Here is a 23017-nt window from a genome sequence, read left to right on the forward strand (position 1 = left end):
GGGGGCCGGTCCGACGGCGGGCTTAGGACCAAAGGACTGCGTCCGGGCGCCCCGGGCGGCGTCCGCCGCGTGCCACCATGGTGCCGCCATCACCGACTCATGGAGACGCTCATGACAGAGTCCGGCGCCCCCGCCGCCGAGACCCGGGACGACGCCCCCGGTCAGCCCGCCATATCCGGGCGGGACGCGCCCGCCGCTCCGGTCGCCGCCCGCCGCACCAGCCTGCTCGTCACCCTCGTCCTCGGTGGTCTCACCGCGGTCCCGCCGCTCTCCATGGACATGTACCTGCCGGCCCTGCCGCAGGTCACCGCCGCCCTGCACAGCCCGGCCGCCACCGTCCAACTCACCCTCACCACCTGCCTGGCGGGCATGGCCCTGGGCCAGATGATCGTCGGCCCGATGAGCGACAAGTGGGGCCGCCGGCGCCCGCTGCTCATCGGCATGGTCGTCTACGTGCTCGCCACCGCGCTGTGCGCGGTAGCCACCAACGCCGAAGTCCTCATCGCCTTCCGCCTGCTCCAGGGGCTGGCCGGCGCGGCCGGCATCGTCATCGCGCGGGCGGTGGTGCGCGACCTGTACGACGGCGTGGCGATGGCCCGCTTCTTCGCCACGCTGATGCTGATCTCCGGGGTGGCGCCGGTCGTCGCCCCGCTGATCGGCGGCCAGATCCTCCGGGTCACCGACTGGCGCGGCGTCTTCGTCGTGCTGACCGTGGTCGGGGTGCTGCTGACCCTCCTCGTCTGGCGCCGCCTGGACGAGACGCTGCCGCCGGAGCGCCGAGCGCCCGGCGGCCTCGGCCCGGCCCTGCGCACCATGCGCGACCTCCTCGCCGACCGGGTCTTCTCCGGCTACCTCCTGGTCGGCGCGTTCGCCTTCGCCGCGCTCTTCGCCTACATCTCCGCCTCGCCGTTCGTCGTCCAGGAGATCTACGGCGCCTCCCCGCAGACCTTCAGCCTGCTCTTCGGCCTGAACTCCGTCGGGCTGGTCGCGGTCGGCCAGATCAACGGCAAGCTGCTGGTCGGCCGGGTCGGCCTGGACAAGGTGCTGGGCGTCGGCCTGGTGGCGATCGCGCTGGCCGGCGCGGCCCTGCTGCTGATGTCGTCCGGGGTCTTCGGCAAGGCCGGGCTGGTGCCCGTCGCCGCCGGGCTGTTCGTGCTGATGTCCGCCATGGGCCTGGTCATGCCGAGCACCAACACCCTGGCGCTGCTGCGCACCCCGCACGCGGCCGGCTCCGCCTCCGCGCTGCTGGGCACCTCGACGTTCCTGCTCGGTGCGGTGGCCTCGCCGCTGGTGGGCATCGCCGGCGAGCGGACGGCCGTTCCGATGGCCGTCGTGCAGTTGTCGTGCGCCGTTCTCGCGCTCGTGAGCTTCCTGGGAATGTGCCGTCCGTGGCAGCGTAAGGGGGAACGCACCGCCGGCGAGAGGACTGGGCTCTGAACGCACCGAACGCCCCGAGACTGAAGCCCGGCACACCGGCCGCGGCGGGACTGCACCCCGCCTGGATGGATCGGCTGGTCAGCGGCGTGCGGGCACTGCCCGAAGGCCGTCCGCCATGGTGCGCCGGAGCGGTGGTGCTGGCCGGCCGGGGCCCGGTGGTCGCCGCCGAGGCCGCCGCCGGCTGGGCGCTGCGCTACCGCGGCTACGACCCCGAGCGGGACCGGGGCCTGGACCTGCCCCGCGACCTGTGGGAGCCGATGCGGGTGGGCACGGTCTTCGACCTCGCCTCGCTCAGCAAGCTCTTCACCGCGATCGCCGCGGTCCAGCAGGCCGAGCGGGGCCGGCTCGCCCTGGACGCGCCGGTCGCCGCCCACCTGCCGGCCTTCGCCCCCGGCATCACCGTCCGGGACCTGCTCCGGCACACCTCCGGCCTCGCCCCCGAACTGCCCTTCCACGACCACCGGGCCCGCGCCGACCAACTGGCGCTGCTGTGGGCCGAGGCCGCGGCCCCCTCCGGCGGTCCGTACGGCGCGCACCGCTACTCCGACCTCAACCTCATCGCCCTCCAGCTGCTGCTGGAGCGGCTCACCGGCCGCCCCCTGGATGTTCTGGTCCGCGACGGCATCACCGGCCCGCTGGGCCTGACCAGTACCTGCTACGGCCCGCTGGCGCCGCAGGGGGTGGCCGCCACCGAGGACCAGCGGCGGCCGTGGGCCAAGGCGGACCGGGGCCTGCTGCGCGGCGAGGTGCACGACGAGAACGCCTGGGCGCTCGGCGGCGTCGCCGGGCACGCCGGGGTGTTCTCCACCGCCCAGGACCTGGCCGTGCTCTGCCGGACGCTGCTCAACGGCGGGGCGTACGGCACCGCACGGATCCTCGGCCCGGCCGCGGTCGCCGCCCTGCTCGACCCGCCCGGCCTCGGCTTCGCCGTCGACCAGCCGTACTTCATGGGCGAGCTGGCCGGCCGGGGCGCGGCCGGGCACACCGGGTTCACCGGCACCAGCCTCGTCCTGGACCGCGCCACGGACACCTTCCTGGTGCTGCTCGCCAACACCGTCCACCCCCGGCGCCGGTCGGGCGGCAGCGCGCCGCGGGCCGCGGCGGCCACTCACCTCGCCCGCGCGGTGGCGCACACCGACCCCTCGGGCCGGCCCTGACCCCGTTCCGGCCCGGCGTGACCCGGCCCGGGACCCCCGTAGACTTTCCCGAATGCACGACGAACTGCGCGCCGCCCTGGCGGGCCTGCTCGACGGCCTGCCGCCCAAGCAGGCCGCGCAGGCCGTCGAGCGGCTGATCGCCAACTACCGGGGCCGCACCCCCACCGACGCCCCGGTGCTCCGGGACCGCGGCGATGTCGCCGCCTACGCCGCCTATCGGATGCCGGCCACCTTCGAGGCGGTGCGGGCCGCGCTGGCCGCCTTCGCCGCCCGCGTCCCCGACTGGTCCCCGGCCACCCACGTCGACGTCGGCGGCGGGACCGGCGCGGCCACCTGGGCCACCGCCGCCACCTGGGACGGCCCGCGCAGCACGGTCCTGGACTGGGCGCAGCCCGCGCTCGACCTGGGCCGCGAACTGGCCGCCGGGATCCTGCCGGACGTCACCTGGCGGCGGCAGTCCCTCGGCGAGGGCCTCGCCCTCCCCGAGGACACCGACCTGGTCACCGTCTCCTACGTGCTGGGCGAGCTGCGTCCGGAGGACCGCCGCGCGGTGGTCGACGCGGCGGCCGCCGCCCGGTCCGTCGTCCTGATCGAACCGGGCACCCCCGAGGGCTATCTGCGGATCCGCGAGGCCCGTGAGCAGTTGGTCGCCGCCGGGCTGCGGATCGTCGCGCCGTGCCCGCACAGCGCCGCCTGCCCGATCGTGCCGGGCGAGGACTGGTGCCACTTCTCCGCCCGGGTCAGCCGCTCCTCGCTGCACCGTCAGGTCAAGGGCGGCTCCCTGGCCTACGAGGACGAGAAGTTCAGCTATGTGGCCGCCACCCGTCTCCCGGCCGAGCCGGCCGCGGCGCGGGTCGTCCGCAGACCGCAGATCCGCAAGGGCCAGGTGCTGCTGGACCTGTGCACCGCGGACGACGCCCTGCGCCGGGACACCGTCACCAAGCGGCACGGCGCCGCCTACCGCGAGGCCCGCGACGCGGCCTGGGGCGACGCCTGGCCGCACTGACCGAGGTCGGCTGCGGGGCGGCGTCCGCCCGCCGCCCCCGCAGCGATCGAGGCGACCCGTCTCGTTGAGACGATACGTCTCGCCTCTTCTCGTTACACTCCCGCCCATGGCCAACAAAGCAGCCCCCGACGCCTCCCGCCGCAGCGAACGCTCCCGCCAGGCGATCTTCGAGGCCGCCCTCGCCCTGGTCGGCGAGGTCGGCTACGAGAAGCTCACCATCGAAGGCATCGCCGCCCGCGCCGGCGTCGGCAAGCAGACCATCTACCGCTGGTGGCCCTCCAAGGCCACCGTCCTCCTCGACGCCTTCGGCTCCGCCGCCGACGCCTACGAGCACGAGGGACTCCCCGACACCGGCGACCTCGCCGCCGACCTCAAGACCGTTCTGCGCGCCACCGTCGACGAGTTCAACGACGCGGCCTGGCAGGCCCCCTACCGCGCCCTGGTCGCGGCCGGCGCCAACGACGAGGAGCTCTCCCGCAGCTTCGTCGGCCGCCTCATGGAACCGGGCATCCGCCTCTACGTCGAGCGGCTGCGCGCCGCCCGGGAGGCCGGCGAACTGGACCCGGACGTCGACCTCAGGATCGGCGCCGAGATGCTGCTGAGTCCCTTCTCACAGCGTTGGCTGATGCGCACCGGGGAACTGACCCACGCCTTCGTCGACACCTTCGTCGACCAGGTGCTCCGCGGTCTGCGCCGGCGCGACTGACGCCCGGGGCGACGGGCGGCGTTGGCGTGAAATGCCCTGTTCGCCCGTACCGCGTTCACCCCGGATCCGCACACCGGTCACCTGGCGCCCAGGATGGTGGCAGCATTGACCCCAGACCACCGCTCGAAGTGAGGGGATTGATGGAACGCAAGAGCAGGTTCTCCCAGTGGCTGCGCCGGCCGAGGAGCGGATCGGGCGGCGATACGGACACGGGATCGGCCGCCGCGCGCGGCCGCGAGGACCTGCTGATGGCGGCGGTCGACGCGGGTTTCCCGGTCGCCCCCGCCGCCCACCCCTCCGGCTACGGCTGTTCCTGTGAGCGCATCGGCTGTCCCACCCCCGGCCGCCATCCCATCTCCTTCGGCTGGCAGACCGTCGCCACCACCGACCGCGACAAGGTCGCCGCCTGGGTCCGCACCCTCCCGCAGGCCAACTTCATCACCGCCACCGGCATGGCCCACGACGTCCTCGACGTTCCCGTCGAGGCCGGCCGCAGCGCCCTCGGCCGGCTGGAGGCGGCCGGCGTCGAGGTCGGTCCGGTCAGTCTCAGCGGCGCCGGCTTCGGCGACGGCCGGATGCTGTTCTTCACCGCCACCCGCGGCACCCCCGACGACGAGGACGAGTGGTGGCCGTGCGAGCTGGACTGCCACCCCGAGACCCTCGACGAGCATCCCGGCTTCCGCTGGCACTGCCGCGGCAGCTACGTCCTCCTGCCGCCGTCCGCCCTCCCCGGCGACCAGCCCGCGGTGACCTGGCTGCGCGGCCCCGAGCTTCCGCTGCCGGACCCGCTGACGCTGCTGGAGACCCTCACCGACGCCTGCGCCGCGTTCATCGACCACGAAGCGGACCACGAGACGGCGGCCTGGCCGATCGGCCGCTGACCCGCCCCCGGCAGCGGAAAAGGGCCGCCGGTCGCCCGACGGCCCCTCGCTCCCGCGCACGCGCCGCTCGTCGGGCGGCGCCCAGCAAGTCCCCTAGAGCGCCTTCACCGAGGTCTTCGCCTCGATCCGGTTGAGCACCGTGATCTTGCCGCCGGCGCTCTTCGCCGGGACCGTGACCGCCTGGCCCGACACCGTCGTGAACGCCATCCGCATGGTCTTCTTCATCGGCCCCTCCACGATCCCGCGCAGCTCCGGCGGCACCGTGATCATCAGGCCCTGGGAGACCGTCTTCTGCTGGTGATAGACGGTCGAGAAGAACACCAGCGCCCCGCCGTCGGTGGTCCGCAGCGCCACCGGCGGCAGATCCGACGCCTGGTCCTCCCACTGGATGCGCGCCCCGGGCTGGTTGGCGCCCTGGGCCCGCCGGGCCCGCCACTGGTCGGTCTCCTGGCCCGGCGCGAAGTCGCCCTTACCGGTGCCGAGATAGTCCACGTACGCCTGGCTCAGCTTGCCCGGATCGACGGTCAGCCCCGACGAGCCGTCCACCGGCACCGCCTCCGCGTAGCCGCCGGTGACCTTCAGCTCCGGGGCGTTGTTGCCGGGGAACGTCGCGAGGTACGTCGCCCGCCACTTCGCGCGGATGCTGTCCCGGCTGAACACCAGGAACCAGCGGGTGTTCTCGCCGCTGCGGTCCCGGCGGTTGCTGAGCCCGTCCCCGATGAAGAACCTCGGCCAGCCCTTCTGCTTGGGCACGGTGAAGTGCGTGTCCGTGAACGACAGCGGGTTGAAGTTCGGGTTGCCGTTGGGGCGGACGCCGTGTGCGGCCTTTATCTGCGCCTGGTCGATGGCGAGCAGCGCGCCGGACTCGATCGAGGTGTTCACCGTCGGATCCAGCGTGCGGTTGGCCTTGTTGAAGCCGTCGGTGAACTGCTTGAGCGCCTTGGCGGCGTCGGCCTGCGACACCGCGGGCAGCACCTCGCGCTCGCCGTGCACCGTCATGCATCCGCTCAGCATGACCAGCGCGGCGGCGGCCGACGTCACTGCTGCGGGCACCCGGAACGGCGACCTGCGTGTCATGGGGCTCGGGCTCCTTCGGGGCGACCGGGGCGACCGGGGCGGACGGACGGCCGCCGGGGTGGCACGGATTCGGCGCAACCATACCCGGTGGCCGACGGCGTACGCGGGGGTCGGGGGGCGTTCGTCCTCGGGCGGGCCCGAGGGGCGGGGCCGGCGGCGGGCGACGCGGAGGCGGCGGCGGACAATGCGGGGGTGAACGAACCAAGCGAAGCGCACCGGCGCGACCGCGGCGCCGCCGACGTGGACCTGCTGCGGGTCTTCTGCGGACCGGACGGCGGCGGGGGCAACCCGCTGGCCGTCGTCCTGGACGGCGCCGCCCTTCCCGGCCGGGCCGATCGGGCCGCCCTCGCCGCCGAACTGGGCTACAGCGAAACGGTGTTCCTCGATCCCGCGCCGGACGGCGACGACCCGGCCGCCGGCGCCGTGGACATCCACACCCCCAGCGTCCGCCTGCCGTTCGCCGGGCACCCCCTGGTCGGTCTCGCCTGGCTGCTGCGGAGCGCGGGGCGGCCGGTGCGGTCGCTGCGCCCGCCGGCCGGCGAGGTGGCCGTCCGCCACGAGGGCGACCTCACCTGGGTACGGGCCCGCGCCGAGTGGGTCACCGCGCGCCGTACCGAGCGCCACGGCTCGGCCGCCGAGGTCGACGCGCTGCCCGCGCCGCCGCCCGGCGACGGCTGGCTCTACGCCTGGGCCTGGCAGGACGAGGCGGCGGGCACGGTCCGCGCCCGGGGCTTCCCCCGGCGCGGCGACAACGTCGTGGAGGACGAGGCCACCGGCGCCGCCGCCCTGCTGTTGACGCATCAGCTGGGCCGGCCCCTGGACATCCGTCAGGGGACCGGCTCGCAGTTGTTCACCCGCCCCCGTCCCGACGGGACGATCGAGATCGGCGGCCGGGTGCGCGCCGGGGTGCCGCAGGCGCCGTGAACGACGGCCGGGGCGGGTGCGGGTGCCGCGCCCGTCACGCGGTGCGCGGGAACTCCTCGCCCAACTCCCGGAAGACCGCGCTGTTCAGCGCGAACGCGCGCTTGCACTCGTCGATCACGCGCTGCTTCTCCAGGTCGTCCACCGGCAGCCCGTCCAGCAGTTCGCGGTACTCGCGCTTGAAGGCGGCGGGGTTGCCGATGCCCTCGAAGACGTAGAACCGGACGCCGTCGCCCTTGCGCGCGAAGCCCCAGGTCTTCTCGGCGGTGCCGCGGATGATCTGGCCGCCGGAGAGATCGCCGAGGTAGCGGGTGTAGTGATGGGCGACATAGCCGGCCGGCCAGTCGCGGGCGCAGTCGGCTATCCGCTCGGCGTAGGCGGCGGTGGCCGGCAGCGGCACGAGGCCGGCACGCCAGTCCGGGCCGCCGAGGTGGGCCAGATCGCGCTCCAGCTCGACGGTGCGGGCCAGCTCCGGGCGGAGGAAGGGGCCCGCGACCCGGTCCGCGGCGAGCTCCTGCGGGACGTCCTCCAGCGCGCGGTAGACGAACCACAGCTGCTCGGTGTAGCGCCGGTAGGCGGCGACGCCGAGCTCGCCGCCCAGCAGGTGGCTCATGAACGCGGAGTTCTCGGCCTCGGTGTGCTGCTCGTGCGAGGCCGTGCGGATGGCCGCCGAGAACGACGGGGTCGGGCTGGACGCTTCCAAGGCGGACCTCCGGAGGCCGGGAGAGCGCGGACAGGCGCGGAGCGCGCGCGGTGCGGCCCCGGGAACAGGCCGACGAGCACGCGCAGCCGTCAGGTTAGGGTTACCTAACTACGCGGGGCGGGCCCTGGTCAACCTGTTCCCGACAACCTGTCGGTAAAAACGCTACTCCCGTCCGGATCAGGGCAGCGTAAGAATTTCCGTCCCGGTCTCGGTGACCACCAGGGTGTGCTCGAACTGCGCGGTCCGCCTCCGGTCCTTGGTGACCACGGTCCAGCCGTCCTCCCACATGTCGTACTCGTACGTGCCCAGCGTCAGCATCGGCTCGATCGTGAAGGTCATGCCGGGCTTGATGTCGGTGGTGTGGTGCGGGCTGTCGTAGTGCGGGACGATCAGGCCGGAGTGGAAGGACGAGTTGATGCCGTGCCCGGTGAAGTCGCGGACCACGCCGTAGCCGAAGCGCTTGGCGTAGGACTCGATGACCCGGCCGATGATGTTGATCTGGCGGCCCGGCCGGACGGCCTTGATCGCGCGGTTGAGCGCCTCCCGGGTGCGCTCCACCAGCAGCCGCGAGTCCTCGTCCACGTCACCGCACAGGTACGTGGCGTTGTTGTCGCCGTGCACGCCGTGGATGTACGCGGTCACGTCCAGGTTCACGATGTCGCCGTCCTTGAGGACGGTCGAGTCGGGGATGCCGTGGCAGATGACCTCGTTGACCGAGGAGCACAGGGACTTGGGGAAGCCGCGGTAGCCGAGCGTGGAGGGGTACGCGCCGTGGTCGCACATGAACTCGTGGGCGACCCGGTCCAGTTCGTCGGTGGTCACGCCGGGCGCGATGTGCTTGGCGGCCTCCGCCATCGCCTGGGCGGCGATCCGACCGGCGATCCGCATCCGCTCGATCGTTTCGGCGTCCTGCACCTCCGGCCCCGTATAGGGCGTGGGCGCGGCCTTCCCGACGTACTCGGGGCGGGCGATCGAGGCGGGGACGTGGCGGGTGGGGGAGATGCTCCCCGGGACAAGAAGCGACTGGCCAGACATGCCAGCGAGTGTATCCGCGGGCCGTCGGGCAGGATGGTGGCACGGGAGTCACGCACAGGAGGCGGCAATGGCGCTGTTCAAGCGGCGGACGGTCGGCAAGCCCGGCGAGTGGTTCTACTGCCTGGAGCACCGCACGGTCGAAGAGGGGCCCCAGTGCCGCGCCGCCGACCGCTTCGGCCCGTATGCCACCCGCGAGGAGGCGGCGCACGCCATGGAGACCGCACGCGAGCGGAATCTGGAGTGGGAGACCGACCCCCGGTGGCACGACATGGGCAAGGGTGACAAGGGCGGCAGGGGCGAGGGGGACGAGGCGTCCTAGCACGACGTCCTAGCCAGACGTCCTGGCGAGACACCCTGGGGCGGGGCCGGGGCGCCCGGTCGAGTCCGACCGACGGTTCAGGGCCGGGCCGCGGCTCACCAGCGCGGGGGCGGCGGGGCCGCCAGTGCCTCGGCGAGGCGGGCCAGGCGGTCGCGGAACCTCCGGTGGTGCCGCGCCTCGGGCCGGCTGTTCTCGCCGGCGGCGGCGCTGACCAGGTGCTGGACGGTGTCCAGGTCGAGGTCCGGAGGCCGCGGCGGATCCGGGGCGGCCGGGGCGGCGGCCCCGTCGTCCGGTGGTGGCGCGGCGATCAGCGCGTCGTGGGCCAGGGCGTGCAGATCGCGGTCGCCGGAGTCCAGGGCGAGCACCGTGGCGCCGTTGCGGCGCGCGTCGTGCACCTTCTCCAGCAGCCCGGCGTCCGGCGACTCCGGCGTCACCACCAGCAGCGTCGCACCGCGCCCGGCCGCCGCCAGCCGGCCCGGACCCACCGCGAGGTGCGCGGGCGCCCCGGCCGGGACCCGGTGACGGACCAGGGTCGGCGACAGCTCCGGCAGCCCCGACCAGGCCGCCTCGTCGTCCAGGTGGGCGGCCAGGTGCCAGGGCTCGTAGCCGGCGCTGCCGACCAGCAGCAGACCGCCGCCGTGCGGGGCGACGGCGGCCCGCAGCGAACCGGCGAAGCGGCGGGTGGCCTCGATCCACTCGGTCCCGGCCAGGACCTCGCGCAGCAGGGCGACGCGTACGGCATCCATGGCGCGGCATGGTGCCGCACGGACGGGCCCCGAGGGGGCCGGGTGCGGTGGGTGTCACCCGTTCGGGGCATACGCTGCCGACCCGGCGCCGGTGGTGCAGGGGTCGCCGCCCGTCTCACGGGGCGGGCAGCAGCCCCGCCTCGGTCAGCCGACGTCCCACCTCCGCGACCGACTCCTCGCTCAGCGGGAGCTGCGGCACGGCCGTGTCGCGGCAGGCGATCACGCCGAGCAGTCGGAGCGCCGCCTTGAAGCCGCCGAGCGCCGAGGAGCCGCGGCCCATCTCGGCCTCCGGGCCGGTGTCGGTGAGGTCGAAGAGGCGGACCAGCCGCTCCTGCTCGGCGCAGGCGCGGGGCCAGTCGCCGGCGCGGGCGGCGTCGTAGAGCCGGACGTAGCCGGTCGGGTCGATGTTGCCCAGGCCCGGGACGACGCCGTCCGCGCCCGCCAACAGTGCGGCGTCCGCGGTGAGTTCGGAGCCGCTGAGGACGGCGAAGGCCGGCGCGGGGCCGGTGCGCCGGGCGGTGCGGCCGCCGAGCGCGACCAGCAGCCGGCGCAGCGTCCCGTCGTCGCCGCTGGAGTCCTTGAGCCCGGCCAGGGTGCCGTCCTCGGCCAGTTCGCGGATCAGGGCCGGGGAGAGCTTGCTGTGCACGGACACCGGGATGTCGTAGGCGATCAGCGGCCGGCCGGTGGCGGTGCGCAGGTGCCGGAAGTGGGCGGCGATCTCGCGCGGGTGGGTGCGGGCGTAGAAGGGGGCGGTGGCGACCAGGGCGTCGGCGCCGAGTGCGACGGCGGTCCGGGCGTGCTCCAGGACGCGGGCGGTGGTGGTGTCGATGACCCCGGCGAGGACCGGGACCCGGCCGGCGGTGGCGGTGACCACCGTCTCCAGGACCGTGGCGCGCTGATGGTTGGTCAGATAGGTCGCCTCGCCGGTGGATCCCAGGGCGAACAGGCCGTGGACGCCGGCGTCGAGGAGGCGGCCGACCAGGCGGGTGAGGGAGGCGGTGTCGACCTCGCCGTGCGGGTCGAGCGGGGTGCAGACCGGAGGGATGACGCCGTGCAGCGGGGCGGTGAGTGCCATGGGGGCTCCAAGGGCTGCTTTGAGCTGGGACATCAGACATGGGATGTCCGATATCGCGGTTCACAATAGGCATGCGTGCAGGCGCCCGGTCAAGGATTTCCGCCCCGGAACGGGCCGAACGGGGCGGCGGCGCGCGGCACATGAGGTGCGCGAGACGGAAGAGGGCGATGAGGATGGCGCGAGGGACGATGTCCGAGGACGTCCAGGCACGGATCAAGCAGCTGATCCTGGATCGCGGGTTGACGACGGGCGATCCGCTGCCCACGGAGACCGAGCTGGTCGCCATGCTCGACGTCAGCCGCAACTCGGTGCGCGAGGCGCTCAAGGCGCTCCAGGCCATGCGGATCGTCGAGATCCGGCACGGCTTCGGCACCTACGTCGGCGCGCTCACCCTCGAACCGTTCGTCGAGGGCGTCGCCTTCCGGGCCGCGGTCCGCCACCACCAGGGGGAGTCCAGCCTGTACGAGCTGATGGAGGTCCGGGAGGCCCTGGAGGCGGGGCTGATCGGCACGGTGGCGCGCGGCCTGCCGGCCGAGGACCTCGCGGTCCTCAAGGGGCTGGTGCAGCGGATGGCCGAGGAGGCGCGCGGCGGCGAGGTGCTCAGCGCCACCGACCGGGCCTTCCACCTCGCGCTGTACCGGTCGCTCGGCAACCACCTGCTGAGCGAGGTGCTGGACGCGTTCTGGGCGGCGCTGCGCCGGGTCCGCGAGGACCTCGCCGACGTCCGGCCGGACCCTGAGGTGACCTACCGTCAGCACGCGGAGATCGTCGACGCCCTGGAGGCGGGCGACGGGGAGCGGGCGGTCGCGGCGATGCACCGGCACTTCGACGGCATCCGGCGCCGGCTGACCGCGTAGCCGCCGGCCGGGAACCGGACGCCCCGGCGCCGGCCGCGCGGGGGCGTCGGGGTACCGGGTTTTGTCGCGATCATCCCATTCACCGGGATTTCACCCCGCGTCGGCGGTGCCGTTGCCGACACGAAAAAGCGTCATGTGCCGTGCCTTGACGGCCAGTTGGGCCCTTCTTATCGTCCGCAGGACAAGGGACGTCCTACGTCCTGGCCTGGCTGAGGGGTGAGCCGTGACGTACGAGAGCTCAGACAGCCCACGCGGCGGCGTCCGCCGGAGAACGGTCCTGGGCGGGGCGGCCGCGGCCGCCGCCGGCCTCGCGCTCGCCGGCTGCGGCGACGACGGCGACGCGCCCCGGGAACGGAGGAAGGGGCAGAAGATCACCCTGACCTTCTGGTCCTGGGTGCCGGGCATCGACCGCCCCGTGGACCTGTGGAACCGCACGCACCCCGAGGTCCAGGTCAAGGTCGAGAAGGTGTCGGCGGTCAACGGCGAGCAGTACGCCAAGATGCACGCCGCCATCAAGGCCGGCAACCCGCCCGACCTGGGCCAGATCGAGTTCCCGGTGATCCCCAGCTTCCTTCTCGACGGCGGACTGCGCGACCTCGCCCCGCTCGGCGCCGCCCGGCACCGCGACGCGTTCTTCGCCTGGCAGTGGGGCCAGTCCGTCTTCGGCTCCGGGATCTACGCCATCCCGCAGGCCAGCGGCCCGATGGGGCTGTTCGTCCGGCAGGACCTCTTCGACCGGTGGGGCATCCCGGTACCGCGCACCTGGGACGCGTACGCGGCCGCGGCCAAGGAGGTCCGCCGGCACGGCGCCTGGATCGAGACCTTCGCCCCGACCAACGGCAACCGCTTCGCCGGCCTGGCCTGGCAGGCCGGCGCCAAGTGGTACGCCACCCACGGCGACACCTGGGTGGTGCACCTCGACGACGCCCCCACCCGTCGGGTCGCCGACTACTGGGAGGCGTTGGTCCGCGGGAAGCTCGTCAAGACCATCCCGGACCGTCGGGACGCCTGGTACAAGGACATCCAGACCGGCGCCATCCCGGCCTGGGTGGGAGCCAGTTGGGGCGACGCCCTGCTGGCCGGCAACGCACCCGGCACCAAGGGGAGGTGGCGGGCCGCCCCGCTGCCCCAGTGGCGGCCCGGCGGCCGGGCGTACGCCAACTGGGGCGGCTCCACCACCGCCGTCTTCGCCAAGGCGAGCTACCCCAGGGACGCCCTGGACTTCGCCGTCTGGCTCAACACCGACCCGGGGTCGATCGCCCTGCTCCTCCAGGGCGGCTACGGCTTCCCCAGCGCCAAGGCCGGCTACGCCGCCACCGCCCTCGACGCCGACAAGGACTTCTTCGGCGGCCAGCCGTACAGCAGGGTCTTCGCCGACGCCGGGGCGCACGTGGACACCAGCTGGCAGTGGGGGCCGGGCGTGGACACCCTCTTCCAGCGGCTCGGGGACGCCTTCACCGACGCGCTCGCCGACGGCAGTTCGTTCCGCTCGGTGCTGACGAAGGTGCAGCGCCAGACCGTCTCCGACCTGCGGGACAAGGGGCTGAAGGCGGAGAGCGGCCGGTGAGCGAGCGCAGCGTGCGAACCACGAGGAGGCGCGCGCCGCGCGCGTCCGGGGGCGAGCGGCGCGGGCGCCCGGCAGGCACGGCCACCGCGCGGCGCCCGCACCGGGCCGGGCGCCCCGGTGGCCGCAACGCCCGGACCGCGGCCGGTTTCGTGCTGCCCTTCCTCGCCTTCTTCGCCCTGTGCTACCTCGCCCCGGTCTGCTACGCCGTGTGGACCAGCCTGCGGCGCACCCGTCGCACCGGGCCGCTCGGCCTCGGCACCGAGCACGACACCTTCGCCGGCCTCGCCAACTACGCCCAGGCGCTCGCCGACGACCGGTTCCTGACCGGCTTCGGCCGGGTGCTGCTCTTCGGCGCCGTGCAGATCCCGCTGATGACGGTGCTCGCCACCGCGCTGGCGCTGCTCCTGGAGAGCGCCGCCGCCCGCTGGGTCACCTTCTTCCGCGGCGCCTTCTTCCTGCCCTACGGGGTGCCCGGGGTGATCGCCTCGATCCTGTGGGGCTTCCTCTACGTCCCCGGCCTCAGCCCACTGGTGCGGATCGCCCAGGGGGTCGGCTGGAACGTCGACTTCCTCTCCCGCGGCAGTGTGCTGTGGTCCGTCGCCAACATCGTCACCTGGCAGTTCACCGGCTACACCATGCTGGTGCTGATCGCCCAGCTGAAGTCCGTCCCCGGCGAGCTGTACGAGGCGGCGCGGATCGACGGCGCGAGCGCCTGGCAGGTGGCCCGGTACGTCAAGCTCCCGCTGCTCCGCCCCGCCCTGGTGCTCACCACCGTCTTCAGCATCATCGGCACCCTCCAGCTGTTCGCCGAGCCGATGGTGCTGCGCCCGCTCACCTCCTCCATCGACTCCGGCTACACCCCCAACCTGCATGCCTACAGTGAGGCGTTCGTCGGCAACAACCAGCACCGGGCGGCGGCCGAGGCGGTGCTGCTGGCGCTGGTGGCGTGCGCGGCCTCGTTCGGCTTCCTGCGGCTGGTCGGCGGGCGCGGGAAGGAGCGCGGATGACCCCGTCCCCCCGGCGGACGCGGCCCGGAGCGGCGATGCCGACCCGGACCCCCGTGCGCCACCGGATCATCATCGGCGCCCTCCTGACCACCGCCGCCGTCTACTTCCTCGCGCCCGTCTACTGGCTGGTCGTCTCGGCCACCAAGGACAGCGCCGACCTCTTCGGTACCTTCGGCTTCTGGTTCTCCGACCACCCGCGGCCCCTGCGGTACCTCACCGCCGTGCTCACCTACGACCACGGCGTCTACGCCCGCTGGTTCGCCAACTCCCTGCTCTACGCCGGCGTCGGCGCGGTCTGCGCCACCCTGCTGTCCGCCGCGGCGGGCTATGCGCTGGCCAAGTTCCCGTTCCGGGGGCGGGAGACGGTCTTCGGCCTGGTGCTGGCCGGGGTGCTGATCCCGAGCACCGCGCTGGCCCTGCCGCTGTACTTCCTCTTCAGCGCGCTGGGCCTGGCGAACACCTACGCGGCGGTGCTGATCCCCAGTGTGGTCAGCCCGTTCGGGGTCTATCTGTGCCGGATCTACGCGGCCGCCGCGGTGCCCGACTCGCTGCTGGAGGCGGCCCGGATCGACGGCGCGGGCGAGGCGCGGATCTTCGCCGGGCTGGGGCTGCGGCTGATGGGCCCGGCGCTGGTCACCGTCTTCCTGTTCCAGTTCGTGCACATCTGGAACAACTACTTCCTGCCGCTGGTGATGCTCTCCGACTCCGGTCTCTACCCGGTCCAACTGGGGCTGACCACCTGGATCGGCTACGCCGACCGGCAGCCGGTGCTCTACCAGTACACGGTCGGCGGCGCGCTGCTGTCGGTGCTGCCGCTGATGGTCCTGATGACGGTGCTCCAGCGGTACTGGCGCACCGGTCTGACCGAGGGGAGCGTCAAGGCGTGACCGCGCGAGTGATGCCGGGACGGGGCGTGACAGGATCGCTGTCATGACTACTTCCGACGCTGCTGCGACCCCGTCCGCCACCCCGGCCACGGCCGCCAAGCCCGCCGCCCGCGACCCCTGGGACCTGCCCGACGTCTCCGGTCTGGTGATCGGCGTCCTCGGCGGCACCGGTGACCAGGGCCGCGGCCTGGCCTACCGGTTCGCCCGGGCCGGCCACAAGGTGATCATCGGTTCCCGGGCCGCCGAGCGCGCCCGGGCCGCCGCGGACGAGCCCCAGCTGGGCAGCCTGGGCGTCGAGGGCGCCGCCAACGCCGACTGCGCCCGGCGCAGCGACGTGGTCATCGTCGCGGTGCCCTGGGAGGGCCACGCCAAGACGCTGGAGGCGCTGCGCGAGGAGCTGGCCGGCAAGCTGGTGATCGACTGCGTCAACCCGCTCGGCTTCGACAAGCAGGGCGCCTACGCGCTCAAGCCCGAGGAGGGCAGCGCCGCCGAACAGGCCGCCGCCCTGCTGCCGGACTCCCGGGTCACCGCCGCCTTCCACCACCTCTCCGCCGTCCTGCTCCAGGACCCCGAGATCGCCGAGATCGACACCGATGTGATGGTGCTCGGCGAGCGCCGCGCCGACACCGACGTGGTGCAGGCGCTGACCGCCCGCATCCCCGGCATGCGCGGCGTCTTCGCCGGCCGGCTGCGCAACGCCCACCAGGTCGAGTCGCTGGTCGCCAACCTGATCTCGGTCAACCGCCGCTACAAGGCGCACGCCGGGCTCCGGGTCACCGACGTCTGAGCCGACCCCTCGACCCCGACGCCGGGGCCGGAGCGGGGGAGGGGGCGGCGGGGCACCGCGGGGCGTAAGGGACACTGGAACGGACCGCACCACCCGACAGGAGCCGACCCCATGCCCTCCCTGCCCCCGCCCGGACCGGACCGGCGCCTCGCCACCCTCGCCCTCGCCGTCTGCCTGCTGGCCGTCGCCGCGGCGGTCGTGTCCTTCGTCGAGGGCAGTTTCGTGGGCATCGTGTGGATCCTGCTGGCCGGCGTCTCCAGCAACATGGCGTGGTTCTACGTCCGCAAGGCGAAGCTGGAGCGGGCCCGCCGGGCCGCGGCCTCCAACTGACCCATCGGACAGGCCCTAGGGCGCTTCTGATGGATCTCCGCGGCGTCGCGGCGCCTGCCACGCACGCTCGCGGCGTTGCCGAAATGCCCCCATAGCTCCGCTATGAAGACATCCCGGCGCCTTGCGATCGCACGCACCAGGCGCCGCTCCTTCTTCCACGGAGATCCATCAGAAGCGCCCTAGGCGCCGATCTGCGGCACCTGCGGCTCGCCCTGCCAGAAGCGGAAGAACTCCTGGCCCCAGTAGCTGTCCCAGGCCGACACGCCCAGCCCCCGCAGGACGCTGTGCACCAGCTCGAAGAAGACCTGGCCGACCTCCGGCACCCACAGCAGCCCGAAGACCGCCAGCATGCCGAACGGCGCGTACGGCGCGACGGCCCGCCGCACCCGGTCCGACAGCCACGGCTCGATCACGCCGTAGCCGTCCAGCCCCGGCACCGGGAGGAAGTTCAAGATCGCCGCGGTCACCTGGAGCAGCGCCAGGAACGCCAGCGCGTAGCGGAACGCGTCCGGGATCCCGTCCGCGGCGTGCAGCCAGAACGGCGCGCTGACCACCGCGGCGAACAGCACGTTCGTCAGCGGCCCGGCAGCCGAGACCAGGCTGTCCCGCCAGCGGCCCCGGATCCGGTGGCGCTCGATGAACACCGCACCGCCCGGCAGCCCGATCCCGCCCATCAGAAGGAAGAGCACCGGCAGCACGATGCTCAGCAGCGCGTGCGAGTAGACGAACGGGTTGAGGGTCAGATAACCCTTGCCGCCCACCGTGGTGTCGCCTCCGTGCAGCGCGGTGCGGGCGTGCGCGTACTCGTGCAGGCACAGCGACACCACCCAGCCGGCGGTCACGAACAGGAAGACCGCGAAGCCGGTGCTGGCCGCGAGCGTCCCGCTCCACACGGCCCAGCCGGAGACCGCCAGGACGGCGACGAGCGCGAGGAAGACCGGGCTGACGCGGCGGTCGGCGCGCGGGATTGCGGTGGTCATCGGTAGGGGACTCCCAGGGGGTGGGTCGCGGTCGGGGATCCGGGCCACGGGCCGCGGCGGGCCGCCCCGACCGTATCCGCGGCGCGGTCGCCCGCGCACGGGCCGGGTCGGATGCGCCCCGGTCCCGGAAACGTCGTGCGGTACCCGGAGAGTTCCGCCGGCGGGCGACAATGGCCCGGTGCGCTACGGAATTCTCGGCACCACCCAGGCCGGCCTGGCCGACGGCACCCCCGTCGCCCTGGGCGGTGCCCGGCTGCGCGCCCTGCTCGCCGCGCTCGCGCTGCGCCCCGGCCGGGCGCTGCTCGCGGACGCCCTGATCAACGACGTCTGGGGCATGGACCCGCCGGCCGACGCGCCCGGCGCCCTCCAGGCGCTGGTCGGCCGGCTGCGCCGCGCCCTGGGCCGGTCCGCGATCGCCTCCGTGGACGGCGGCTATCTGCTGTGCGCCGAGCCGGACGCGGTCGACCTGCACCGCTTCGAGCGGCTGGCGGCGGAGGGCGGCCGGGCGCTGGACGCCGCCGACCCGGGCCGCGCCGCCGCCCTGCTCGACGAGGCGCTGGCCCTCTGGCGCGGCCCGGCCCTCGCCGATCTGCCCGACGCGGCCGTCGAGGCGGCCCGCGCCGAGAGCCGCCGGCTGGACGCCCTGCGCACCCGCCTCGCCGCCGACCTGGCCCTGGGGCGGGCCGCCCGGGCGCTGCCCTCCCTGGCCGTGCTGTGCCAGGACCACCCGTTGGACGAGCCCCTCCAGGCGCTGCGGCTGCGCGCCCTGCGAGACGCGGGCCGGACCGCCGAGGCGCTCGCCGCGTACGAGGAGATACGCACCGGCCTCGCCGACCGCCTGGGCGCCGACCCGGGCCCGGAGCTGCGCGCCCTGCACGCCGAACTGCTGCGACCGGACCGCACGGCGGTGCCGGCGCACCCGGTCGTCCCCGCGGTCCCGGCGGCTCCGGCGGTGGCCGCCGACGTGCTCACCGCCCCCGCCGGACCGGCCGCCCCCGCCGTGCCCGCCCGGCCCGGGAACCTCCGCGCCCGGCTGACCTCCTTCGTGGGCCGGGAGCACGACCTGGCCGCGCTCCGCGCCGACCTGGCCGGGCACCGGCTGGTGACGCTGCTGGGGCCGGGCGGCGCCGGCAAGACCCGGCTGTCCCAGGAGGGCGCCGAGATCGCCGCGGCCGCCCTGCCGGACGCCTGGCCGCACGGCGTCTGGCTGGCCGAGCTGGCGCCGGTGGACGATCCGCGGACCGTGCCCGAGGCGGTGCTGACCGCGCTCGGGGCCCGCGAGACCGTCGTCCGCGGCACCACCGCCGAGGGGCTGCGGGCCGCCGCCGACCACGCCGTCCGCGACCCGCACGCCCGGCTCGCCGAACACTGCGCCGGCCGCCGGATGCTGCTGGTGCTGGACAACTGCGAGCATGTGATCGGCGCCGCCGCGGAGCTCGCCGAGCGGCTGCTGACCGCCTGCCCGGGCGTGACCGTGCTGGCCACCAGCCGGGAGCCGCTGGCCGTACCGGGCGAGGTGCTGCGGCCGGTGGAGCCGCTGCCCGACCCGGTCGCGCTGCGGCTGCTCGCCGACCGCGGGGCCGCCGCCCGCCCCGGTTTCCGTGTGGACGCCGACGAGGAGACCGCGGTGGCCTGCGCCGAGATCTGCCGCCGGCTGGACGGGCTGCCGCTGGCGATCGAACTCGCCGCCGCCCGGCTCCGCATGATGACGCCTCGTCAGATCGCCGATCGGCTGGACGACCGCTTCCGGCTGCTGACCAGCGGCAGCCGCACGCTGCTGCCGCGCCAGCAGACCCTGCGCGCGGTGGTGGACTGGTCCTGGGACCTCACCGACGATCCCGAACGGGCGGTGCTGCGGCGGCTGTCGGTGTTCGCCGGGGGCTGCGACCTGGCCGCCGCGGAGGAGGTCTGCGCGGGCGGCGGCGTCGCGGCCGACGACGTCGCCGGGCTGCTCGGCTCGCTGATCGACAAGTCGCTGGTGGTCGCGGCCCCGGACGCCCCCGGGCCCGCCGGCGGACCCGGGGGCCAGATGCGCTACCGGCTGCTGGAGACCGTCGCCGAGTACGCCGGCGAGCGGCTGGACGAGGCCGCGGAACGGGCCGACGCCGAGCGCCGCCACCTGGTCTGCTACCGCGAACTGGCCCGCACCACCGACCCGTTGCTGCGCGGCCCCCGGCAGCGCGCCGCGATCGACCGGCTGGAACGGGAGCACGACAACCTGCGCACCGCGCTGCGCCGGGCCGTCGCCGCCGGCGACGAGCACGAGGCGCTGTGCCTGGTGCTCTCGCTCCAGTGGTTCTGGTCCCTGCGCGACCACCGCCGCGACGCCCACACCTGGGCCCTCGCCGTGGGCTCCCTGGGCCCCAGCCCGTTCGCCCCGCCCGTCGCCCCCGCCCCCGACCTGCACGAGCGGCCGATCGACGCACCCCCGCCGATGGACCCCGAGCAGTTCGCCGAGGCCCGCCGCCAGGTCCGGCTGGTGGCGCTGTCCACCCTGGACAGCGACATGGAGGCGCTGCGCAGCCCTCAGATGCAGGAGGAGCTGTCCGGGATCATCGCCGCCTACCGTGGCGGGATGCCGCAGACCTGCAAGGTGCCCGGGGTGCTGTGGTACTTCGCGGTGCTGCTCACCGGCCGGTGGGAGAACCTGACCGGGCTCCTCGACGACGCGGTCGAGGCGTGCCGCGGCTACGGCTACGACTGGGAGCTGGCCTACGTCCTCCAGCTGCGCTCCAGGGTGCTCAACGACCGCCGCGGCAGGCTGGACCAGGCGACCCGGGACGCCGACGAGGCACTGCGGATCTTCCTCGGGCTGGGCGACGCCTGGGGCGCGTCCGAGGCGCTGGCCGGCCGCGGCGAGACCGCCGAGAAGCGCGGCGAGTACGAGGCCGCGGCGCGCGACTTCAAGGACGCGATGGTGCAGGCCGAGGAGCTGGGCGCGCACGGCCAGACCCTGATGCTGCGCGCCCGGCTGGGCGGCGTGATGACCGAGGTCGGCCGGCCGGAGGAGGGCGAGCGGATGCTGCGGGAGGTGCTGGCCGAGGCGCAGGACCGCAACAGCGGCCGGGACGCGGTGCCGTTCACCCGCATGGCGCTGGCCGTGCAGCTGTCGCTCACCGGGCGCACCCAGGAGGCGCGCAGGGAACTCCTCCTCGTACGGGAGGCGTTCGCCTCGTACGGCCCGGAACTCTTCCTGGGGCTGCTGGACGGCCTGTTGGTCGCGTTGGACGTGGACGAGGGGCAGCACGGGGCGGAGCTCCTCCCACGGCTCCGGCGGGCGCTGGAACTGACCCGGGACCCGCTGACGGAGATGGTCGACCCGGATCTGCCGGTGGTGCAGCTGCTGACCGGCGCCCGGGTGCTGGTGGCGGTCCGCGGCGCGGCCGCGGCCCGGGACGCGGCACGGCTGATCGGTGCGTTCGACGCCCTGCGGGCCGGCGCGCTGGTGCCGGCGCTGTCCGTCCGCGAGAGCCGGTCCCGCGCCGAGGCGGCCGTCCGCGCGCTGCTGGCCGACCCGGACTACGCGGCCGCCCACGCCGAGGGCGGCGGGCTCTCGCTCGACGAGGCCACCGCCCTCCTCTGACGCGGGCCGGGCGGGCGTCGGCCGCCCGCGGGGAGGTTCCCCGCGGGCGGTGCGTCAGGTCTTGGAGCGGAACTTCCGCACCGCGAGCGGCATGGTGACGGCGGTGATGACGACCGTCCAGCCCAGGGTGATCAGCGCCGGATGGGCCACCGCGCCCTGGCCGTTGATCAGCGCTCGGGCCGCGTCGGCGAGGTTGGACAGCGGGTTGACCTTGGTGAAGCCCTCCAGCCAGCCGGGCATCGACGTCGTCGGCGCGAAGATCGACGAGCCGAACTGGAGCGGCATCAGCACCAGCATCGCCATGCCCTGCACCGCCTGCGGCGTCTTCACGCTGAGCCCCAGCAGGATGAAGATCCACATCAGGGCGGCGCCGAAGACCGTGGACAGCAGGACCGAACCGGCGAACTCCAGCAGCGAGCCGCGTATTTCGAGGCCCAGCAGGAGGCCCATGGCCAGCAGGATCGTGGTGGCCAGCAGCATCCGGAGGATCTCGACCACGATCTTGGCTATCAGGACCGAGGACCGGGCGATCGGCATCGTCCGGAAGCGGTCCATCACGCCCTTGCGGAAGTCCTCGTTGACGCCGGTGCCCACCGCCATGGCGACGTTCATGCCCATCATCGCCATCATGCCGGGCACCAGATACTGCACGTACTCCTGCTGATTGCCCTTGCCGGCGATGGCGCCGCCGAAGACGTAGACGAACAGCAGGATGAAGATGATCGGCATCAGGAGGACGTCGAACAGCGTCTCCGGGTCGTTCTTGATCTGCACGAGGTTGCGGCGCACCAGCGCGCCGATGTGCCGCAGATTGCCCCGGAGCCCGATCCGGCCCTCGTCGGCGCCGGCCTTCCCGATCGGCGCCGTGATCGTCGCGGTGCTCATACCCCCACCTCCGCGTGCTGTGCGGCCTGTTCGTCGTGCGTGTCGGAATCGGACTCCGGGGTGCCGGCCCCGGAGGTCTTCTGGCCCGTGATGGCCAGGAACACCTCGTCCAGGCTGGGCAGATGGGTGCTGATCCCGGCCAGTGCGAAGCCCCGGGCGCCGAGCAGCCCGACCACCGCGGTCAGCTGCTCGTCGCTGACGATGGGGACGTTGACCACACCCCCGTCGTGGTCGGCGGTGGCCCCGGTGATGCCGTCCAGACCAGCCTGGGCGATGGCGCCCACCATCCGGTCCAGCTCGCCCGCCCCGGTCGGCCGGATCTGCAGCGTCCGGCCGCCGACCTTGGCCTTCAGCTCGTCGACCCGGCCCTCGGCGATGACCCGGCCGCGGTCGACGACCGTCAGCTCGTCGGCGAGCTGCTCGGCCTCCTCCATGTATTGGGTGGTCAACAGGACCGTGGCGCCGTCGCGGACCATCCGCTGCACCTCGTCCCAGACCTCGTTGCGGGTGCGGGGGTCCAGGCCGGTGGTCGGCTCGTCCAGGAAGAGGACCGCCGGTCGGCCGATCATCGAGGCGGCCAGGTCGAGCCGGCGCCGCATGCCGCCGGAGTACTTCCCGGCCGGCCGCTTGGCGGCCTCGGTCAGCGAGAACCGCTCCAGCATCTCGTCGGCGCGGGTGCGGGCGTCCTTGCGGGGCAGGTCCAGCAGCCGCCCGATCATGTAGAGGTTCTCCCAGCCGGAGAGCTTCTCGTCGACCGAGGCGTACTGGCCGGTCAGGCCGATCCGGCGGCGCAGCGCGCGGGGCTGGCGCACCACGTCGCAGCCGGCCACCACGGCGCGGCCGGCGTCCGGCACCAGGAGGGTGGACAGGCAGCGGACGAGGGTCGTCTTGCCCGCGCCGTTGGGGCCGAGGACACCGAGCACGGTGCCCTCCCGCACGTCCAGATCCACTCCGTCGACGGCCTTGACCGCGCCGAAGTGCTTGACCAGACCGCGCACCTCCACGGCGTTGCCGCCCCTGGTGGATATCGTCTGTCGCGTCATGCCCTCAAAGGTGCCAGCCGCCACCGAC

Annotated in this window: 22 protein-coding genes; 14 read left to right on the forward strand and 8 right to left on the reverse strand. The window is 74.1% G+C overall.

The features are described from left to right. Positions 1-111: 111 nt before the first annotated feature. The 5 genes from SNOUR_RS27870 (at position 112) to SNOUR_RS27890 (ending at position 5187) form a co-directional block, all read left to right on the forward strand. A complete protein-coding gene (locus tag SNOUR_RS27870; RefSeq protein ID WP_067352281.1) occupies positions 112-1437 on the forward strand; it encodes a multidrug effflux MFS transporter in 1326 nt (441 codons plus the stop codon). Positions 1438-1502: 65 nt separating this feature from the next. Further along, a complete protein-coding gene (locus tag SNOUR_RS27875; RefSeq protein WP_067352284.1) occupies positions 1503-2594 on the forward strand; it encodes a serine hydrolase domain-containing protein in 1092 nt (363 codons plus the stop codon). 52 nt (positions 2595-2646) lie between these two features. After that, on the forward strand, positions 2647-3600 hold the full coding sequence (locus SNOUR_RS27880) for a small ribosomal subunit Rsm22 family protein (protein WP_067352287.1): 954 nt from the start codon (positions 2647-2649) through the stop codon (positions 3598-3600). Positions 3601-3706: 106 nt separating this feature from the next. Continuing rightward, complete coding sequence (locus SNOUR_RS27885; protein ID WP_067352290.1) at positions 3707-4306, forward strand: TetR/AcrR family transcriptional regulator; 600 nt, start codon at positions 3707-3709, stop codon at positions 4304-4306. Positions 4307-4446: 140 nt separating this feature from the next. Further along, entirely contained in the window at positions 4447-5187 is a 741-nt protein-coding gene (locus SNOUR_RS27890) for a bifunctional DNA primase/polymerase (protein WP_067352293.1), read from the forward strand. 93 nt (positions 5188-5280) lie between these two features. Here SNOUR_RS27890 and SNOUR_RS27895 read toward each other — a convergent pair whose 3' ends face one another. Beyond that, positions 5281-6264, reverse strand: coding sequence for an SCO2278 family lipoprotein (locus tag SNOUR_RS27895; RefSeq protein WP_067352295.1), 984 nt, complete (start codon positions 6262-6264; stop codon positions 5281-5283). 192 nt (positions 6265-6456) lie between these two features. Between SNOUR_RS27895 and SNOUR_RS27900 the strand changes: the two genes are divergently transcribed. Further along, entirely contained in the window at positions 6457-7188 is a 732-nt protein-coding gene (locus tag SNOUR_RS27900) for a PhzF family phenazine biosynthesis protein (protein WP_067352297.1), read from the forward strand. A 34-nt stretch (positions 7189-7222) separates the two neighbouring features. Here SNOUR_RS27900 and SNOUR_RS27905 read toward each other — a convergent pair whose 3' ends face one another. Both SNOUR_RS27905 and map read right to left on the reverse strand, forming a co-directional pair. Next, complete coding sequence (locus tag SNOUR_RS27905; RefSeq protein WP_067352300.1) at positions 7223-7888, reverse strand: biliverdin-producing heme oxygenase; 666 nt, start codon at positions 7886-7888, stop codon at positions 7223-7225. 177 nt (positions 7889-8065) lie between these two features. After that, on the reverse strand, positions 8066-8923 hold the full coding sequence (gene map, locus SNOUR_RS27910; protein WP_067352302.1) for a type I methionyl aminopeptidase: 858 nt from the start codon (positions 8921-8923) through the stop codon (positions 8066-8068). Positions 8924-8990: 67 nt separating this feature from the next. On the opposite strand from map, the gene SNOUR_RS27915 reads away from it, so the two are divergent. Then, positions 8991-9242, forward strand: coding sequence for a hypothetical protein (locus SNOUR_RS27915; protein ID WP_067352304.1), 252 nt, complete (start codon positions 8991-8993; stop codon positions 9240-9242). Between the two features lie 95 nt (positions 9243-9337). Here SNOUR_RS27915 and SNOUR_RS27920 read toward each other — a convergent pair whose 3' ends face one another. After that, positions 9338-9988, reverse strand: a complete 651-nt coding sequence (locus SNOUR_RS27920; protein WP_067352307.1) for a hypothetical protein — start codon at positions 9986-9988, stop codon at positions 9338-9340. 115 nt (positions 9989-10103) lie between these two features. Further along, on the reverse strand, positions 10104-11063 hold the full coding sequence (locus SNOUR_RS27925; protein WP_067352310.1) for a dihydrodipicolinate synthase family protein: 960 nt from the start codon (positions 11061-11063) through the stop codon (positions 10104-10106). Positions 11064-11236: 173 nt separating this feature from the next. On the opposite strand from SNOUR_RS27925, the gene SNOUR_RS27930 reads away from it, so the two are divergent. The 6 genes from SNOUR_RS27930 (at position 11237) to SNOUR_RS27955 (ending at position 16498) form a co-directional block, all read left to right on the forward strand. Next, the gene (locus SNOUR_RS27930) at positions 11237-11920 is read left to right on the forward strand and encodes a FadR/GntR family transcriptional regulator (RefSeq protein ID WP_067358876.1); all 684 of its coding nucleotides are present in this window, start codon (positions 11237-11239) and stop codon (positions 11918-11920) included. A 223-nt stretch (positions 11921-12143) separates the two neighbouring features. Next, a complete protein-coding gene (locus SNOUR_RS27935; protein WP_067352312.1) occupies positions 12144-13487 on the forward strand; it encodes an ABC transporter substrate-binding protein in 1344 nt (447 codons plus the stop codon). 149 nt (positions 13488-13636) lie between these two features. Continuing rightward, positions 13637-14494, forward strand: coding sequence for a carbohydrate ABC transporter permease (locus SNOUR_RS27940; RefSeq protein WP_067358878.1), 858 nt, complete (start codon positions 13637-13639; stop codon positions 14492-14494). Further along, complete coding sequence (locus SNOUR_RS27945; RefSeq protein ID WP_067352315.1) at positions 14491-15381, forward strand: carbohydrate ABC transporter permease; 891 nt, start codon at positions 14491-14493, stop codon at positions 15379-15381. Before SNOUR_RS27940 ends, SNOUR_RS27945 begins: the two co-directional genes overlap by 4 nt. A gap of 43 nt (positions 15382-15424) precedes the next feature. Continuing rightward, on the forward strand, positions 15425-16168 hold the full coding sequence (npdG, locus tag SNOUR_RS27950; RefSeq protein WP_067352317.1) for an NADPH-dependent F420 reductase: 744 nt from the start codon (positions 15425-15427) through the stop codon (positions 16166-16168). A gap of 111 nt (positions 16169-16279) precedes the next feature. Beyond that, positions 16280-16498: a hypothetical protein gene (locus SNOUR_RS27955; RefSeq protein ID WP_067352319.1), complete on the forward strand. Its 219-nt coding sequence runs from the start codon at positions 16280-16282 to the stop codon at positions 16496-16498. 179 nt (positions 16499-16677) lie between these two features. On the opposite strand, the gene SNOUR_RS27960 is transcribed toward SNOUR_RS27955, so the two are convergent. Then, on the reverse strand, positions 16678-17478 hold the full coding sequence (locus SNOUR_RS27960) for a site-2 protease family protein (protein WP_067352321.1): 801 nt from the start codon (positions 17476-17478) through the stop codon (positions 16678-16680). 178 nt (positions 17479-17656) lie between these two features. Between SNOUR_RS27960 and SNOUR_RS27965 the strand changes: the two genes are divergently transcribed. Next, positions 17657-21061 (forward strand): AfsR/SARP family transcriptional regulator, encoded by a 3405-nt coding sequence (locus tag SNOUR_RS27965; protein ID WP_067352323.1) that lies wholly within the window; start codon positions 17657-17659, stop codon positions 21059-21061. A 54-nt stretch (positions 21062-21115) separates the two neighbouring features. Here SNOUR_RS27965 and SNOUR_RS27970 read toward each other — a convergent pair whose 3' ends face one another. Then, positions 21116-21946: an ABC transporter permease gene (locus SNOUR_RS27970; protein ID WP_067352326.1), complete on the reverse strand. Its 831-nt coding sequence runs from the start codon at positions 21944-21946 to the stop codon at positions 21116-21118. After that, positions 21943-22989, reverse strand: coding sequence for an ATP-binding cassette domain-containing protein (locus SNOUR_RS27975; protein WP_067352329.1), 1047 nt, complete (start codon positions 22987-22989; stop codon positions 21943-21945). Before SNOUR_RS27975 ends, SNOUR_RS27970 begins: the two co-directional genes overlap by 4 nt. Positions 22990-23017: the final 28 nt, after the last annotated feature.

It is taken from the genome of Streptomyces noursei ATCC 11455 (assembly GCF_001704275.1).
In the GTDB taxonomy this organism is placed as follows: Bacteria; Actinomycetota; Actinomycetes; order Streptomycetales; family Streptomycetaceae; genus Streptomyces; species Streptomyces noursei.

Bases quoted from the DNA above. Each gene is read 5' to 3' on its own strand.
- SNOUR_RS27895 (WP_067352295.1), bottom strand. From the start codon at position 6,264: ATGACACGCAGGTCGCCGTTCCGGGTGCCCGCAGCAGTGACGTCGGCC.
- SNOUR_RS27975 (WP_067352329.1), bottom strand. From the start codon at position 22,989: ATGACGCGACAGACGATATCCACCAGGGGCGGCAACGCCGTGGAGGTG.
- SNOUR_RS27920 (WP_067352307.1), bottom strand. From the start codon at position 9,988: ATGGATGCCGTACGCGTCGCCCTGCTGCGCGAGGTCCTGGCCGGGACC.
- SNOUR_RS27970 (WP_067352326.1), bottom strand. From the start codon at position 21,946: ATGAGCACCGCGACGATCACGGCGCCGATCGGGAAGGCCGGCGCCGAC.
- SNOUR_RS27955 (WP_067352319.1), top strand. From the start codon at position 16,280: ATGCCCTCCCTGCCCCCGCCCGGACCGGACCGGCGCCTCGCCACCCTC.
- SNOUR_RS27875 (WP_067352284.1), top strand. From the start codon at position 1,503: ATGGATCGGCTGGTCAGCGGCGTGCGGGCACTGCCCGAAGGCCGTCCG.
- SNOUR_RS27870 (WP_067352281.1), top strand. From the start codon at position 112: ATGACAGAGTCCGGCGCCCCCGCCGCCGAGACCCGGGACGACGCCCCC.
- map (WP_067352302.1), bottom strand. From the start codon at position 8,923: ATGTCTGGCCAGTCGCTTCTTGTCCCGGGGAGCATCTCCCCCACCCGC.
- SNOUR_RS27960 (WP_067352321.1), bottom strand. From the start codon at position 17,478: ATGACCACCGCAATCCCGCGCGCCGACCGCCGCGTCAGCCCGGTCTTC.
- SNOUR_RS27925 (WP_067352310.1), bottom strand. From the start codon at position 11,063: ATGGCACTCACCGCCCCGCTGCACGGCGTCATCCCTCCGGTCTGCACC.
- SNOUR_RS27890 (WP_067352293.1), top strand. From the start codon at position 4,447: ATGGAACGCAAGAGCAGGTTCTCCCAGTGGCTGCGCCGGCCGAGGAGC.
- SNOUR_RS27930 (WP_067358876.1), top strand. From the start codon at position 11,237: ATGGCGCGAGGGACGATGTCCGAGGACGTCCAGGCACGGATCAAGCAG.
- SNOUR_RS27885 (WP_067352290.1), top strand. From the start codon at position 3,707: ATGGCCAACAAAGCAGCCCCCGACGCCTCCCGCCGCAGCGAACGCTCC.
- npdG (WP_067352317.1), top strand. From the start codon at position 15,425: ATGACTACTTCCGACGCTGCTGCGACCCCGTCCGCCACCCCGGCCACG.
- SNOUR_RS27915 (WP_067352304.1), top strand. From the start codon at position 8,991: ATGGCGCTGTTCAAGCGGCGGACGGTCGGCAAGCCCGGCGAGTGGTTC.
- SNOUR_RS27945 (WP_067352315.1), top strand. From the start codon at position 14,491: ATGACCCCGTCCCCCCGGCGGACGCGGCCCGGAGCGGCGATGCCGACC.
- SNOUR_RS27880 (WP_067352287.1), top strand. From the start codon at position 2,647: ATGCACGACGAACTGCGCGCCGCCCTGGCGGGCCTGCTCGACGGCCTG.